Raw genomic sequence first — 16090 nt, forward strand, 5'->3', positions numbered from 1 at the left:
CCGGATCGCGGATCACGATGACAACGGGCAAAGACCCCATCCTGAGACGATCACACGATCCGGTGCGGGGCCCCGGGTGGCCACCCGGGGCCCCGCAACCCGGCATCTCCACAATGCCACAAATCAAACAGACAATCCTGAGAGAGCGAAGCGACCGAAGGATCTCGAAAGGTGGGTTCGACCCCACCCGTGTCACAGAACGGCAATCCGGGTTCGGAGCCATGTCTCGATTCCTGGCTGCGCAGACACCGAGGTCCGGGCGCGCGGTGGCTGCATGCCATGCGCCGGTTTGCTACGCTGGGGATGCGGAAGGGCGATGGGGGGACGGCACAGGCATGGGGGACACGCACGACAGTGATCCGGCGCGGCCCGGCTCTCCGGAGGCGGCGGCGCGGGCCGACGCCCGGGCCGGCCGCTCGCGCATGGCCGACTTCGCGGCGTTGGAGGCGGGTGCGCCTCTGGCGCTGGAGTCTCTGAGCGGCCTGACTCTGTGTCTGGAGTATGCCGCCCGCCCGGGCGCGTTGCCCGATCCACGGTGGGTCACGCTGGAGCGCACCCGGGGAAGCCCGCCCCACGCGCTCCAGGCGTACTGCTGGCATGAGGGCCGGTCCCGAACCTTCCGGTTCACGGACATCGCGGCGGTGCGGGATGGGGCGGACGCCGCGCGCTCCCTGGCGGACGTGCTCGCGCTGTTCGGGGTGGCGACGTGGTCGCGATCGCGATCGCTGGTGCCGGCGCGGGACGGCGGTATCTCACCCCCCGCCGCACGAACGGGTCTGCCACGGGTCCGGCCGGACCGGCCGTCCCCTCCGGCGGGCCGGGAGACGTCGCGCGTGCTGGAGATCCTGGGCCTGTTCTGGATCGACCTGCTGGGCGTTCTGGTCCTGACCGGGTTCTACTACGATTTCAAGGGGATGCTGGCCATTACGCTGCTGCTGGCCCTGGCGGTCGCGCCGGTGGCGTTCCTGGTCGGCATGGTGCAGCCACGGTGGGTGCTGCCGCGCCGGGCCGCACCCACCCGCCTGTCCGTGGCCGGACTGTACATGACCGCGCTGGCGGTGGCCGTGGTCCTGTTGGGCCTGGCCTTCAGCGGCGAGCAAGATGGACCTCCCGACGATCCCGTCGACCCGGGCGCGGTCTCGGCCCCGGCAGAAACGCCCGGCGGCGCGCGCAAGGCTCGCGATCCTTAGTGCGCGCCGCGCGACGCGGCTACTCGCCGCGCCACTCGGGCTTGCGTTTCTCCAGGAAGGCGTCGATGCCCTCTTCGGCGTCGCGGGCCAGCATGTTCGTGGTCATGACATCGCTGGCATAGGTGTAGGCGTCGGCCAGCGGCATATCGAGCTGGCGGTAGAACGCCTCCTTGCCGATGGCCAGGGTCAGTGGCGACTTGGACGCGATGGTGCGCGCCAGCTCGGAGACGCGGGCGTCCAGCGCGGCCTCGTCGGGCACCACATCGTTGACGAGGCCGGCGGCCTGGGCCTCGTGCGCGGTGATGGGCCGGCCCGTCAACAGCATCTCCATGGCCTGCTTGCGGCCCACGTTGCGCGACAGCGCGACCATGGGCGTGGAACAGAACAGGCCGATATTGACCCCCGGCGTGGCGAACTTGGCGTTTTCCGTCGCCACGGCCAGGTCACAGGTGGCCACCAACTGGCAGCCGGCCGCCGTGGCCATGCCGTGGACCCGGGCGATCACTGGCTTGGACAGGCGGGTGATGGCCAGCATCAGGTTCGAGCACTGCTGGAACAGGTCCTCGTAAAAGCCCCGGGTGGGGTTGGCCCGCACCTCTTTCAGGTCGTGGCCGGCACAGAAGGCGGGACCGCCGGCGGCCAGCACCACCACCGTCACGCTGTCGTCGTCGGCCACGGCGGCGAGTCCGTCCAGAAGGGCGCTCATCAGGTCCACCGACAGGGCGTTGCGCGCCGCCGGCCGGTTCAGGGTCAGTGTGGCGACGCCGTCGGCGTCCTCGCGCAGGAGCAGGGGGGCATCGGTCACGGTGTCCATGATCGCGGTCCTCGCTGAATTGGGTCTTTCGGGCACCCCGTTACGTGGGCATGCCCCTAGGGTGCGACCACCGTAAAGGCGACCTCTTCCGTCACGGAGTCATCGCCGAGGCCGTCGCGCACCGTGACCTGAAGCACATAGTCGTTGGGTGGCAGGCTCTCCGTGCCCAGGGACATGGTCATGAAGACGTCGGTCGAGGGGACACGGCTGCGGAACGGGACGTCGGCGAAATCCCGCTGGCCGCCCAGGATGGTCCCCTTGGTGTCCAGCAGCAGGAAGTCGGCCTTCAGGCCCATCGCGTAACGGCCGTCCTCAAGGGTGTAATCCAGGCCGATCGGCTCGATGTACAGGTGCAGCGGCGTACCGGCGGGGTAGGGTGCGGCCTCTCGCGGGGTATAGGCGCGGAAGCCGGTGGCGGCCTCGGTGCTGGGCTCGATCCGGGTGAGCGCGAAGGGCGCTGCCGTCCACACGGCGAGCATGGCCTCGCGCAGCGCCTCGACGGCGGCGGCGGGCTCTCCCGCGGTGACGCTCTCCGCCGCGCGGTCCACCGCCGCGCGGGCCTCGGCGTCGGTGGTTTCCTCGGCGGCCCGGGCGGACGTCGATACCCCGACGGCCAGTGCGATCAGGCAGACCGGCGCCCAACGCGGGCGCGGGCCCGCTCTTCCCTGTCCCCCATGCATGCTGACGGTCCCTTCCCGTTCTGTTCCATACGCCACCGTTTGGAGATAGACTGCCCCCATCGGAAGGTTCAGACAGGAACTATACCCACCCATGTCCCGCATTTCACTGCCGGAATTCTCCGCCATCCTGGACCGCGAACTGCCCATGACGCGCCTGCTCGGCATCGAAACCGAGAGCATCGCGTATGGCAGCGGGCGGCTGCGCATGCGCTACAATCCCGATCTGGTGCGGCCGGGGGGCACGGTGGCCGGCCCGGCCATGATGGCGCTGGCGGATATCGCCATGTACGCGGTCGTCCTCAGCCTGCTGGGGCCGGTGGAACTGGCCGTGACCACCAACCTGTCGATCAACTTCCTGCGCAAGCCAGCCCCCGGTGACATCGTGGCGGAGGCGCACACGCTCAAGGGCGGCAAACGCCTGATCGTGGTGGAGGTCGAACTGTTCTCGGAGGATGCGGACAGCCCGGACGGCCGCGCCCTGGTGGCGCACACGGTGGGGACCTATTCCGCGCCGCCGCTGCCGGACCGAAGCGCCGTCGAACGCGCCATCCAGGCCGGGGACTGGTCGGCGGTATCCTGATACCGTCTCCGTAGGTTTCTGATTTGGCACCCGTTTTTGCGTTGACATCGGCCGGGCCGGTGGCATAGTGCGCGCCCAGGACGGGACGGACCTGCCGTCCCACCCGCTTCCTTCCAGAAAGCGCCAGCGATCCTTCGCGGACGGAGAGCCGAATGAAAACCTATTCCGCCAAGCCCAGCGAGGTGGAGCGCAAGTGGTACCTGATCGACGCCGAGGGCGTCGTGCTGGGCCGGCTTGCGGCCACCGTGGCGAACATCCTGCGCGGCAAGCACAAGACCATGTACACGCCGCACATCGACACCGGCGACCACGTCGTCATCATCAACGCCGACAAGGTGCGCCTGACCGGCCGCAAGATCACGCAGAAGCGGTTCTACTGGCACACCGGCTATCCGGGCGGCATCAAGAGCAAGACCATGGAGCAGATCCTGGGCGGCAAGCACCCCCAGCGCGTGGTCGAGAAGGCCATTGAGCGCATGGTGCCCAAGGGCCCGCTCGGTCGCTCCCAGATGAAGAAGCTGCGGGTCTATGCCGGCGGCGAGCATCCGCACGAAGCGCAGCAGCCCGAGGTTCTGGACCTGGCCGCGCGCAACCCGAAGAACAAGAGGAGTGTCTAAGCCATGGCCGACGAGCGCACGGGCCTGGACGGCCTGAAGGACGCCATGCGCGCCCAGCCGGCGGCGGCCGCCGCAACGGCGGGCGACCCTGCCACCTCTGCCGCCGAAGCCCGCCAGCCGATCCGCGATTCCTTCGGCCGGGCCTATGCGACCGGCCGGCGCAAGAACGCCGTCGCCCGCGTCTGGGTGAAGGCCGGCAGCGGCCGCATCACGGTCAACGGCCGTGACGTGACCACCTACTTCCCGCGCCCGGTGCTGCGCATGGTCATCAACCAGCCCTTCGTGGTCACGCAGACCATGGGCCAGTTCGATGTCATCTGCACGGTCAAGGGCGGCGGTCTGTCCGGCCAGGCCGGCGCGGTGCGCCACGGCCTCAGCCACGCCATGGGCCGCTGGGACCCGTCGCTGCGCCCGCCGCTGAAGGCGCAGGGCTTCCTGACCCGCGACTCCCGCGTGGTGGAGCGCAAGAAGTACGGCAAGGCCAAGGCCCGCCGCAGCTTCCAGTTCTCCAAGCGCTGATCCGGTCCGGGCTCTGCCCGATCCGACGGAAGGGGTCGTCCACGGCGGTGGGCGGCCCCTTTTGCCGTTGGGCCGCGCCGACCAGGGTTGACTTGCGCCCCTGCTTCCGAGAACCCTGATCTGCGCGTATGCGAACAGGTCTATCCGGGCGATGAACCGGACGAGTCCGGGGCATCGCCGATCCGTCTCAAAAGTTCCGCCCCGGTCCGACTCAACGGGCCGGGCCTGTCGTCTCCTCGGGAGGATGCATCCATGACCATGACACCCCGCGCCTTCGGGCGCGCGTTCACCGCCGCCGCCATGGCCGGCGCCCTGTCCCTCGGCGCCCTGGCCTCGACGGCCCAGGCGGAGACCCTGCGGGTCACGCTTCAGTTGCCGATGAAGCACCACCTCGGCCAGAACCTGCAGGTCTTCAAGGAGATCGTCGAGGAGAAGAGCAACGGCGACCTGACGGTCGAGATCTATGACTCGGCCCAGCTCTACAAGGACAAGGAAGTGCCGCAGGCCGTGGCCTCCGGCGCCATCGAGATGGGCGTGGCCTCCATCACCCGCTTCGCCGGCACCATTCCGGCCGTGGACATCTTCTATGTGCCGTTCACCTTCCCCGACTACGAGACGCTGTTCGCCGCCACCGCCAAGGACAGCGCCGTGCGCGGTCCCATCGACGAGGCCATTCTGGGCACGGGGGCCCGCGTGCTGTGGTGGCAGGCCTACGGCAGCGCGGTGATGCTGTCCAACGACACGGCGTTGCGCACGCCGGCGGACATGGAAGGCATGAAGGTCCGCGTGTTCGGCAAGACCCTCGGCGACTTCGTCGAGACCGTGGGCGGCGTGCCGACCCTGACCTCGGGGTCCGAGCAGTACATGGCCTATCAGCGCGGCACCGTGGACGCCGGCCTGACCGGCATCACCGGCGTGACCGGCCGCAAGCTGTGGGAGGTGATGAACACCGTCACCGTCGCGAACGTGGCCGCCATCGAGTTCCTGGTGCTCATCAACGAGGACCTGTGGCAGGACATGAGCGAGGAGCACAGGGCCATCCTGACCGAGGCGGCGGCCGAGGCCGAGGCGTGGGTCAACAGCCGGATCCAGGAGATCGAGGCCGCGGCCATCGAGGAGACGAAGAAGCATGCCGACGTCGTGATCCTCGGCCCCGAGGAACTGGCGGCCTGGGAAGTGGCGGTCGAGCCCGTCCGCCAGGGCTACATCGAGTCCGCCGGGGACATGGGCCAGCAGCTTCTCGACGCGGCCCTCGCCCTGCGCTAGAACGCCGCTCCACCGTCTTCGCCGTCCCGTCCCGGCCTCCGGGGCGGGGCGGCGGTCGTTCGGCCGGACACCGCAAATGAGAGCGCCGCCGCCATGCCCGCCTTCGTCCGCAGCATCGACCGGGCGAGCGATATCCTCGGTCATGTGGCCGCCTGGATGTTCGTCGCCATCGGCCTGATGGTCTCGTATGACGTGACCATGCGCTACGTCTTCACCGCCCCGACCAAGTGGGCGCTGGAGATCTCGGAGTTCTTCCTGCTCTGGGCCACGTACCTGGCCGCCGCCTCTGTGCTGCGACACCGGGAGAACATCCGCATCACGCTGCTGTATGACGTGGTCGGGCCGCTGGGCCGACGGCTGTTCGACACCGTCTCCCTGACCATCATCGCGGTCTTTTCCGGCGTGGCCGTTGTCCACGGCATCGACGTCTTGGTGGACTCGGTGGAGCAGGGGCGACGCACCTCGACCATGTTGCAGGTGCCGAAGTGGATGACCGAGTTGTCGATTCCGGTGGGCTTCGCGCTGCTGCTCGCCCAGGCCCTGATCGAGCTGGCGCGCGCCTGGACGGGCGAGGCGCCCCGACCCGTGGGCCATCAGACCGAGACCGGCGACTCCCTTGAGGACGCGGGCGGACGCGGAGACGGGGAGGGGCGGTCGTGACCACACTCCTGATCCTGGGCGCCCTGGTCTCGCTGCTGGCGCTGGGCGTGCCCATCGCCTTCACGCTGGGCATGCTGGGCCTCGCGCTGCTGTACCTGGCCGACTTCAACCTGGTGATGATCCCCCAGGGCCTGTACAGCACCATGGACAACTTCATCCTGGTGGCCGTGCCGCTGTTCCTGCTGATGTCCAACGTGCTGCTGAAGTGCGGCGTGGGGCGGGACCTGTTCGCGGCGGTGCAAAGCTGGGTCGGCCACTGGCCCGGCGGGCTGGGTGTGGCCACCATTATTTCCTGCGCCATCTTCTCGGCCATTTCGGGCTCGTCGGTCGCCACCGCCGCGACCATCGGCACGGTGGCCATCCCGGAGATGATCGAGCGCGGCTACAACCGCCGTTTCGTCTATGGCCTGCTGGCGGCGGGCGGCACGCTGGGGATCCTGATTCCGCCGTCGATCCCGCTCATCATCTACGGCGTCATCACCGAGGAGAGCATCGGCGCCCTGTTCCTGGCCGGTGTCGGCCCGGGGCTGCTGCTGGCGACCATCTTCATCGTCTATTCGATCCTGCTCGCCCGCTTCGGCAGCGGGTTCACACCCGTGCCCAAGGCCGCCCCGGCGGAGCGCTTGCGCGCGACCCTGGTGGCGCTGCCCAGCTTCGGTCTGGCCGCGTTCATCCTGATCGGCATCTACCAGGGCATCTTCACCCCGACCGAGGCCGCCGGGGCGGGCTTCGTGCTCTCCCTCGTCATCGTGGCCGGGCTGGGGCGCCTGACCTGGGCGCGCCTGAAACAGGCCGTGATGGACTCCATGAAGACCACGGTCAGCATCCTGCTGATCCTGGCCGGGGCCAAGATCTTCGGCAAGGCGATCACGCTCTACCGCATCCCGCAGGACATCTCGACCTTCCTGACCACCAACATTTCCGAGCCCATGCTGTTCGTCGCCGTGGTCGCCGGCGTGCTGCTGATCATGGGCCTGTTCCTGGAAAGCCTGTCCATGCTGCTGGTCATGGTGCCGGTGCTGTATCCGTCGCTCATGCCCATGGGCCTGGACCCGGTGTGGTTCGGCATCTTCTTCGTGGTGATGATCGAATGCGCGCTGATTACGCCGCCGGTCGGGCTGAACCTGTTCGTGATCCAGGCCGTGGCGAGAGCGAAGATCACCGACGTGGCACGCGGGGTCTGGCCGTTCGTGCTGTTCATGCTGGGCACGGCGGCGTTGCTCTACCTGGTGCCGGACCTGGCGCTGTACCTGCCGTTCAAGCTGTAGGGCAGGGACGGCCGCTGCAGCCACCGACCGAAACCTTGACCCCGGGCGGCGGCTGCGCCACTGTCTCGCGCTTCCCGTCCCGCGCGCCCGCGCGGGGCGGGGTATCGCCGTTCCCCAGGGACCCCGGGACCATGCCAGACTCCGAATTCTACCGCGTCAAGCGGCTGCCCCCCTACGTCTTCGCCGAAGTCAACGCGATGAAGGCCCGCGCCCGCGCCGCCGGCGAGGACATCATCGATCTGGGCATGGGCAACCCCGACCAGCCCACGCCGAAGCACATCGTGGACAAGCTGGCCGAGGCCGCCGCCAACCCGCGCGCCCACCGCTATTCGGCCTCGCGCGGCATTCCCGGGCTGCGCCGCGCGCATGCGGCCTATTATGAGCGCCGCTTCGGCGTCAGCCTCGACCCGGACTCCGAGGTGATCGTCACCCTGGGGTCCAAGGAGGGCCTCGCCAACCTTGCCCAGGCCATCACCAGTCCGGGCGACATCGTGCTGGCCCCCAACCCCAGCTATCCCATCCACGCCTTCGGGTTTATCATCGCCGGCGGCTCGGTGCGGCACATTCCCTGCCAGCCGGATCACACCTTCCTGGAGGCGCTGGAACGCGGCGTCCAGCACTCGGTGCCCAAGCCCATCGCGGTACTGCTGAACTACCCGTCCAACCCCACGGCGCTGGTGGCCGACCTGGATTTCTATGGTCAGGTGGTGGATTTCTGCCGGCACCACGGCATCTGGATCCTGTCCGATCTGGCCTATTCCGAGATCTACTTCAACGACCAGCCGCCGCCGTCCATCCTGCAGGTCCCGGGGGCCCGCGAGGTGGCGGTGGAGTTCACCTCGCTGTCCAAAAGCTACAGCATGCCCGGCTGGCGCATCGGCTTCGCGGCCGGCAATCGCCAGCTCATCGGGGCGCTGACCCGCATCAAGTCGTACCTGGACTACGGCGCCTTCACGCCGGTGCAGGTGGCCGCCACGGCCGCGCTCAACGGTCCGCAGGACTGCGTGGCCGAGGTCCGCGCCATGTACAAGGACCGGCGCGACGCCATGGTGGAGGCGTTCGAGCAGGCCGGCTGGCCGATCCCGTCGCCGCCGGCCACCATGTTCGCCTGGGCGCCGCTGCCGCCGGCCTTCGCCCATATGGGCTCGCTTGAGTTCTCCAAGCTGCTGCTGCAGGAAGCCAAGGTGGCGGTCTCGCCCGGCATCGGCTTCGGCGAGCACGGGGATCAGCATGTCCGCGTCGCGCTCGTGGAAAACCGCCAGCGCATCCGACAGGCCGCAAGGAATATCAAGGCCTTCTTGTCGAATTATGACGCGGTGCTTGAAGAATCTGAACGCAAACGCACGGAGGTTTGAGTCGCATGGGCGCGCCGCTGAGGATAGCCATCGCCGGCCTGGGCACGGTCGGGGTCGGAACGGTCCAGCTCCTCCAGGAGCACGCGGAGGCCATCGCGGTGCGCTGCAGACGCCCGGTGGAGGTCACCGCCGTCAGCGCCCGCGACCGGCACCGCAACCGGGGCTGCGACGTGTCCATGGCGACCTGGTATGACGACCCGGTGGTCATGGCGCGCGAGGCCGAGGCGGACGTGGTGCTGGAGCTGATCGGCGGATCGGACGGCGTCGCCCGGGCAACGGTGGAAGCGGCCCTTTCGGCCGGGCGCGCCGTGGTGACGGCCAACAAGGCCCTGCTGGCCGAGCATGGCACGGATCTCGCGCGCGCGGCGGAAGCGGCGGGTGTGCCGCTGGCCTACGAAGCGGCGGTGGCGGGGGGCATTCCCATCGTCAAGGCGCTGCGCGAGGGGCTGGCCGGCAACCGGGCGCGGCGCGTCTACGGCATCCTCAACGGCACCTGCAACTACATCCTCACGACGATGGAGGAGACCGGCCGCGAGTTCCACGACGTGCTGGAGGAGGCTCAGCACCTGGGCTATGCCGAGGCCGATCCCAGCTTCGATGTGGACGGCATCGACACCGGGCACAAGCTGACCCTGCTCACCAGCATCGCCTTCGGCCGGCCCGTGGACTTCGGCGCGGTGTTCATGGAGGGCATCCGCCACGTCACGGCCATGGACATCCAGCAGGCGGACGAACTGGGCTACCGGATCAAGCTGCTCGGCGTGGCCGAGGAAACCGAACACGGCATCCTGCAGCGCGTGCATCCCTGCATGGTGCCCAAGCAGGGCCCCATTGCGTCCGTGGACGGGGTGTTCAATGCCGTGGTGACGGAAGGCGACTACGTGGGCCGCGCCAAGCTGGAGGGGCGGGGCGCGGGCGCCGGTCCGACGGCCTCGGCCGTGGTCGCGGACATCATGGACGTGGCCGCCGGCCGCACCGCGCCCACGTTCGGCGTGCCGGTGGACCGGCTGGAGACCGGACCGGCGGCCTCCATCGACACCCACGTGGGGGCCTATTACGTTCGCCTCATGGTGCTCGACCGGCCCGGTGTATTCGCCGACATCGCAACCGCGCTGCGGGACACCCAGGTCTCGATGGAATCCATTCTGCAGCGGGGGCACAACCCCGGCGAGGTTGTCCAGGTGGTCATGACCTTCCACCCGACTGTGGAGGCCGCCGCGACCCGGGCCATCGACCGCATAGCCCACATCGATGCGGTGGTGGAGCCGCCATGCATGATCCGCATTGAAGACCTCTGACCTTGGCAGCCCCCGGAGGGGCCGCGACGCCGCGTTCCTGTGTTAGGATCAGAACCGAAGGGATTGAGCGTCCTTCGAAGGAAGGACCGGGGCCCGGATCGGCGGGCCCTCCGCCTTCAATGCGGCCATGCCGCAGGCGCAGGTCAAGGATCAAGTGGCATGATTCCGGAAGACGAGTATCACGTGCTCGAACGCAACCTTGCGTTAGAGATGGCGCGGGTCACGGAGGCCAGCGCGCTGGCCGCCGCCATGCACCTGGGACGCGGAGACGAACGCGCGGCCGTCCGGGCCGCCAGCCGGGCCATGCGCACGGCGCTGAGCGGGGTGGGAATCGCCGGCCGGGTGGTCTTCGGCGATGCGGATCCCGGCGGTGAGGACGACGAGGACGGGCCCGGCATGGGCGACGGCGTGGCCGTGGGCACCCGCGAGGGGCCGAACGTGGAACTCGCCGCCCAGCCCCTGGAGGGCCCGACCATCTGCGCGACCGGCATGCCGAATTCCCTGTCGCTGCTGGCGCTGGCCGAATCCGGCGGGTTCCTGCAGGTGCCGCCCGGGTTGTACATGGAAAAGATCGCCGTCGGCCCACGCGTGCCGGAGGGCGAAATCAGTCTCGACCGCTCGCCGGCGGAGAACATCCAGGCGCTGGCCCGGGTGCGGGGCGCGCAACCCAACGATCTGGTGGTGTGCATCCTCGACCGGCCCCGCAACGAATCGCTGATCGCGGAAGTGCGGGCGGCGGGGGCGCGGGTCCAGCTCATCCAGGACGGTGACGTCTCCGGCATCATGGCGACCACCGATCCGCGCAGCGGCGTGGACATGCTGATGGGATCGGGCGGGGCGCGCGAGGGTGTGCTGTCCGCCGCCGCGCTGGCCTGCCTGGGCGGGTGGATGCAGGGGCGGCTGATCGCCCGATCGGACTCGGAAAAGGCCGCGTTGCGCGCCACCGGGCTCCGCCAGCCCGACGGCCTCCTTTCCATGGAGGACATGGTCAAGGGCGATGTGATGTTCGCCGCCACCGGGGTCACGGATGGAGCCATCCTTCAGGGTGTGCGCCGCTGGCCCGGTGGTGCGGTCACGCACAGCATCGTGGCCCGCACGACCTCCGGCACCGTGCGCCGGATCGAGGCAAGGCACAATCTAGGCCGCAAGGACGGCCTGCCGCCCCCGGGCGACGGGTCGGCATGACGGCAGCGGACGGGGCCCTCTGGTCCGTGCTCGGACGGCGCTGGTGCCTGCGGGAGAGCGACGACCGGCTGGCCCAGGCCCTGACCCAGCGCCATGACCTGCCCGACGTGGTCGCCCGCCTGATGGCGATGCGCGGCATCGGCCTGGATGCCGCGCCGGCCTTCCTGGCCCCGCGCCTGCGTGAGCAGTTGCCGGACCCCAGTCATCTCATCGACATGGATCGGGCGGTGGCGCGCCTTGCGGCGGCCGTCGCCGACGGCGAGACCGTGGCCGTGTTCGGCGACTACGACGTGGACGGCGCGACCTCCAGCGCCCTGTTGAGGCGCTATCTGGAGGCGGTCGGCTGTCCGCCTCTGGTCTACATTCCCGACCGCCTGGCGGAGGGTTACGGCCCCAATGCGCCCGCCCTGCTGGAGCTGCGCGCTCAGGGCGCCTCGGTCTGCGTCTGCGTGGACTGCGGCATGACCGCCTTCGCGCCGCTGGAGGCCGCGCGGGCGGGCGGCCTCGACGTCATCGTGGTGGACCATCACGCCGCCGGAGACCGGCTGCCGGACGCGCTGGCCGTCATCAACCCCAAGCGCGCGGACGAAACCTCGCCGCACACCGATCTGGCGGCCGTCGGGGTCACGTTTCTGCTGGCGGTGGGGCTGAACCGGGCATTGCGCGCGGCCGGGTGGTTCTCGGAGGACCGCCCCGAGCCCGACCTGATGGCGCTGCTCGATCTGGTGGCGCTGGGCACGGTGTGCGACGTCATGCCGCTGACCGGGCTCAACCGGGCCTTCGTGGCGCAGGGCCTGCGGGTCATGGCGCGGCGCGGCAATGCCGGGCTGGCCGCCCTGGCCGACGTGGCTGGGCTGAAGGAGCCGCCGGGCGCCTTCCACCTCGGCTATGTCATGGGGCCGCGCGTCAATGCCGGCGGCCGCGTGGGCGAGGCGCCCATGGGGATGCGTCTGCTGAGCACGGCCGACGCCGACGAGGCGCGACGGCTGGCGGAGGCTCTGGACGGGTTCAACATGGACCGGCGCGAGATCGAGGCCCAGGTCCTGATGGAAGCCATCGAGCAGGTGGAAGGGCAGGCGGCGCCGGCCGACGGGCCGCTGGTGCTGGCGGCCGGGGACGGCTGGCATCCCGGCGTCATCGGCATCGTGGCCAGCCGGCTGCGGGAGCGCTACGACCTGCCCGCCTGTGTCGTGGCCATCGAGGCCAACCAGGCGAAGGGCTCCGGGCGGTCCGTTCCCGGCCTGGACCTGGGCGCGGCGGTGCTGGCCGCGCGCGAGGCCGGGCTGCTGACGCTGGGCGGCGGGCACGCCATGGCGGCGGGGTTCAGTCTGCATCCGGAGGGCATCGGCGCCCTGCGCGCCTTCCTGGCCGGTCATCTGGCCGACCAGCTCGGCGACGGCACCCTGGACCCCCGCGTGGATCTGGACGGCGCGTTGGGCGTCGAGGGCGTGACGCTGGACCTGATCGCCCATCTGGAGCGACTCGCCCCGTTCGGCTCCGGCCATCCCGAACCGTGCTTCATGCTGACGGACGCCCGCGTGCTGTTCGCGGATGTGGTCGGCATGGGCCATGTCCGCTGCCGCCTGGGTGGGCGCGGCGGCGGCCAGCTCAAGGCCATCGCGTTCAAGGCCGCCGACAACGACCTGGGGCAGGCCCTGTTGACCGGGCAGGGCCGCACCATGCATCTCGCCGGCACGCTGCGCGTTGATCGGTGGCAGGGGCGCACCCAGCCACAATTCATCATTGAGGATGCCGTCACGGTTCTCTCGCCGTGATGCAGGCGTGCCCATCGACAGGAGATTTTCTGTGGGCGCCCTTTGCGGCGCAGTTGCGATCCGATACACTCTCCACCTCACGCTCCGAGTGGGCGGGCCGTGGGGGTGCGGAACCCTATTGCGAGACGACGGCCGCAAGGACAGCCAGGGAGCGCGCGGCGCATCATGGCGGCGAAACCCAGTGCCAAATCCAAATCCAGCGCCAGGTCGACGGCGACCCCCGGCGGCAGGCCGGCCGGGAAGGCGGGGGCCACGCACAAGCGCGCGGCGGCGTCCGGGCGTGATCCGGCCACGCCCGAGTCCGACGGCGGGGCCGCCGCCCGCTCGGCCGAGCAGGCGCGCGAGATCCACACCATCAACGAGCAGCTCGGCGGTCCGGTCCTGGACATCTACCGGACCCTTCTGCCGAACCTTAACTCCCTGACCTATACCGACATTCTTGCCTCGCCGGAGTTGGTCAACGGGTGCCTGCTGATCTTCGAGAAGCAGCGCGCCCTGTTTGCAACCCTGCTGAAGGACAAGGACGGCCAGCCCGTGACCACCGACGATGCTCCCCTGTGGTGCGGGCGGTCGGTGGAGGACGTGCGCGTGCTGGTCATCCGCACCACGGCCAAGAAGTACTTCCGCACCCACGGCGACCGCTTCAAGGACGTGTCGGAGCACGCCAAACGGGCGGACTCCAAGGTCAACGTGTCGCTTCTGGAACGCCTGTTCGATGCCGTGTCCCGGATGTGGTCGGGCGGGCCGTCCACCGGAGCGCGGGGCGCCAAGCCGGCGGCCAACCGGCACAGCGGAGCCGACCGCTTCTACGACACCATCGCCCCGTTGCTGCGCCACCGCTGGCAGGTGCCGTTGATCCCGTATTACGCCGCGTTGCCGCGCTCGCTGATCCAGGAGCTGGACGAGGGGCTGCTGAGCATGCGCCGGCCGGAGGACCTGGAATTCCTGCTCAGCATCGGGCGCAGCAACTTCAACGAGGCCCAGCAGATCGCCGGGGACCTGGCCCAGGAGATGCTGAAGACCGATCCCCGGGCCACCGTCGGGGTCTCCCATGCCGGGACGGTGGAATACGAACGGCTTCTGAACGGCCTCTACCACACCATGGGGGCGCGGTTCTGGAAGGTGTTCACGGGCACCGAGCTTCTGGACAGCCTGCAGCACAAGACCACGGCCGACATCGTTGAGATGGCGTCGCACCTGGACCGCATGAGCCCGTCCACGGTGGACTATCTGATCGCCCACCTGCAGCGCCCGCAGATCGCGCCGTTCCTGAGGGTCGCGGAGCAGGTGCTGCCGGCGGCCGAGTTCGACGCCATCTTCGGCGTGCCCGGTGACCAGCGGCTGGCCAAGGTGTTCGCGGAGAAGGCCGCCACGATCCGCCTGGATCCCTCCGACCCGGATGATTTCGAAAAGCGTCTGCCGTTCATCTTCCAGGCCTACAAGTCATCGCCGGGCGACTTCGCGAAGAAGCTCTGATCCCCCATTCTCGCACGGACCATCCGGTCGTCGCCCGCCGTTGTGCGGGCGCGACAAGTGTGGCACGTCTGGTGGACCACGACAGAGGAGTCTCGTCATGCTGCTTGGGTCCGACGCGGTGCGCCGCGCCCGCTTCATTGTGGGCGGTCTCGCTCTGAGTCTGGCGCTGGGGAGCGCCACGGCGGCCCGCGCCCAGGTCGAGGCGTCATCAGGGCCGGCGATGGAGTCGGGTGCGGCGCCGATGCCGGCCCCGGCCGTTCCGTTCGCCACCTGGCTGGAGGCGGTCAAGGCGGAGGCGCTGGACCAGGGCATCCGCGCGGGCACGCTCTCACGGGCCTTCACGGGCGTGGAACCCAATGACCGCGTCATCGAACTGGACCGCCGCCAGCCGGAGTTCACCAGCACGTTCTGGGGCTACTTCGACAAGGCGGTGTCGGACCGGCGGGTCGCGGACGGCCGGGAGCGGCTGGCCCGCCATGCCGGCCTTCTGGGCGCCGTCTCCCGAGAGAGCGGCGTGCCCGCCGCCGTGCTCGCCGCCTTCTGGGGGCTGGAGACCAATTACGGCCGCAACATGGGCGGGTTCAACGTCATCGAGGCCCTGGCGACCCTGGCGTGGGAAGGGCGCCGGGGCGCGTTTTTCCGCACGCAGTTGCTCACGGCGCTGCGCATCGTGGACCAGGGCCATATCACGCCCGAGGCCATGACCGGCTCCTGGGCCGGGGCCATGGGCCACATGCAGTTCATGCCCACCACCTACACGGCCCACGCCGTGGACCGGGACGGCGACGGCCGCAAGGACATCTGGGGCACGCTGCCCGATGCCTTCGGTTCGGCGGGAAAATTCCTGGCCGATCTGGGTTGGAAAGCGGACGAGCGATGGGGTCGGCAGGTCCTGGTGCCGGCCGGCTTCGATTACAGTCAGTCGGACCTGGACCTGCGCAAGCCGCTGTCTGATTGGGCCGCGCTCGGCCTGCGCCGGGCAGACGGCGGCCCGCTGCCCGTGGTCGAGGGCATGCAGGCGGCCCTGCTGCTGCCCGCCGGTCACGACGGGCCCGCCTTCCTGGTCTACGACAATTTCCGGATCATCATGCGCTGGAACAACTCCAGCGTCTATGCCCTTGCCATCGGTCATCTTTCCGACCGCATCGCGGGGCAGGGGGCGTTGATCGGATCCTTCGACCGCACGCCCCGCCCCCTCCGCCGGGTCGAGGTGGAGCAGTTGCAGACGCTGCTGAACCGGCTGGGATACGACGCCGGTGGCGTGGACGGTCTGGTGGGCCCGAGCACCCGGGGCGCCATCCGGCGCTTCCAGGCCGCCGTGGGTCTGCCCGCCGATGGCTTCGCCGACCCGGCTCTTTATGCCCGCGTGGTCCGGGCCGCGGGCGGGTCCCTGAACTGATCCGGCCC

The 16090-nt window shown here is 69.6% G+C and carries 15 protein-coding genes; 13 read left to right on the plus strand and 2 right to left on the minus strand.

The features are described 5' to 3' along the window. Positions 1-335 precede the first annotated feature (335 nt). Complete coding sequence (locus GHC57_RS10570; RefSeq protein ID WP_153343973.1) at positions 336-1190, plus strand: hypothetical protein; 855 nt, start codon at positions 336-338, stop codon at positions 1188-1190. Positions 1191-1209: 19 nt separating this feature from the next. Here the strand turns inward: GHC57_RS10570 and GHC57_RS10575 are convergent, their stop codons facing one another. Further along, positions 1210-2004, minus strand: a complete 795-nt coding sequence (locus tag GHC57_RS10575; RefSeq protein ID WP_153343975.1) for an enoyl-CoA hydratase — start codon at positions 2002-2004, stop codon at positions 1210-1212. A 56-nt stretch (positions 2005-2060) separates the two neighbouring features. Then, complete coding sequence (locus GHC57_RS10580; protein ID WP_153343977.1) at positions 2061-2684, minus strand: hypothetical protein; 624 nt, start codon at positions 2682-2684, stop codon at positions 2061-2063. Between the two features lie 91 nt (positions 2685-2775). On the opposite strand from GHC57_RS10580, the gene GHC57_RS10585 reads away from it, so the two are divergent. The 12 genes from GHC57_RS10585 to GHC57_RS10640 all read left to right on the plus strand — a co-directional run bounded on the left by GHC57_RS10585 (position 2776) and on the right by GHC57_RS10640 (position 16082). After that, a complete protein-coding gene (locus tag GHC57_RS10585) occupies positions 2776-3264 on the plus strand; it encodes a PaaI family thioesterase (protein WP_153343979.1) in 489 nt (162 codons plus the stop codon). A gap of 152 nt (positions 3265-3416) precedes the next feature. Next, complete coding sequence (rplM, locus tag GHC57_RS10590; RefSeq protein WP_153343981.1) at positions 3417-3881, plus strand: 50S ribosomal protein L13; 465 nt, start codon at positions 3417-3419, stop codon at positions 3879-3881. A 3-nt stretch (positions 3882-3884) separates the two neighbouring features. Continuing rightward, positions 3885-4400: a 30S ribosomal protein S9 gene (rpsI, locus tag GHC57_RS10595; protein WP_153343983.1), complete on the plus strand. Its 516-nt coding sequence runs from the start codon at positions 3885-3887 to the stop codon at positions 4398-4400. Positions 4401-4652: 252 nt separating this feature from the next. Beyond that, a complete protein-coding gene (locus tag GHC57_RS10600; RefSeq protein ID WP_211369171.1) occupies positions 4653-5666 on the plus strand; it encodes a TRAP transporter substrate-binding protein in 1014 nt (337 codons plus the stop codon). 93 nt (positions 5667-5759) lie between these two features. After that, positions 5760-6326 (plus strand): TRAP transporter small permease, encoded by a 567-nt coding sequence (locus GHC57_RS10605; RefSeq protein WP_153343985.1) that lies wholly within the window; start codon positions 5760-5762, stop codon positions 6324-6326. Further along, positions 6323-7594 (plus strand): TRAP transporter large permease subunit, encoded by a 1272-nt coding sequence (locus tag GHC57_RS10610; protein WP_170294827.1) that lies wholly within the window; start codon positions 6323-6325, stop codon positions 7592-7594. The genes GHC57_RS10605 and GHC57_RS10610 overlap by 4 nt, the downstream gene beginning before the upstream one ends. A 131-nt stretch (positions 7595-7725) precedes the next feature. Beyond that, positions 7726-8949: an LL-diaminopimelate aminotransferase gene (locus GHC57_RS10615; RefSeq protein WP_153343986.1), complete on the plus strand. Its 1224-nt coding sequence runs from the start codon at positions 7726-7728 to the stop codon at positions 8947-8949. A gap of 5 nt (positions 8950-8954) precedes the next feature. Continuing rightward, positions 8955-10247 (plus strand): homoserine dehydrogenase, encoded by a 1293-nt coding sequence (locus tag GHC57_RS10620; RefSeq protein ID WP_153343988.1) that lies wholly within the window; start codon positions 8955-8957, stop codon positions 10245-10247. 159 nt (positions 10248-10406) lie between these two features. Beyond that, positions 10407-11432: a fructose-bisphosphatase class II family protein gene (locus GHC57_RS10625; protein ID WP_153343990.1), complete on the plus strand. Its 1026-nt coding sequence runs from the start codon at positions 10407-10409 to the stop codon at positions 11430-11432. Beyond that, positions 11429-13207, plus strand: coding sequence for a single-stranded-DNA-specific exonuclease RecJ (recJ, locus tag GHC57_RS10630; protein WP_153343991.1), 1779 nt, complete (start codon positions 11429-11431; stop codon positions 13205-13207). Before GHC57_RS10625 ends, recJ begins: the two co-directional genes overlap by 4 nt. A gap of 165 nt (positions 13208-13372) precedes the next feature. Continuing rightward, positions 13373-14683, plus strand: coding sequence for a hypothetical protein (locus GHC57_RS10635; protein WP_153343993.1), 1311 nt, complete (start codon positions 13373-13375; stop codon positions 14681-14683). A gap of 97 nt (positions 14684-14780) precedes the next feature. Continuing rightward, positions 14781-16082: a lytic murein transglycosylase gene (locus GHC57_RS10640; protein WP_153343995.1), complete on the plus strand. Its 1302-nt coding sequence runs from the start codon at positions 14781-14783 to the stop codon at positions 16080-16082. Positions 16083-16090: the final 8 nt, after the last annotated feature.

It is taken from the genome of Roseospira navarrensis (assembly GCF_009601025.1).
Lineage (GTDB): Bacteria > Pseudomonadota > Alphaproteobacteria > Rhodospirillales > Rhodospirillaceae > Rhodospira > Rhodospira navarrensis.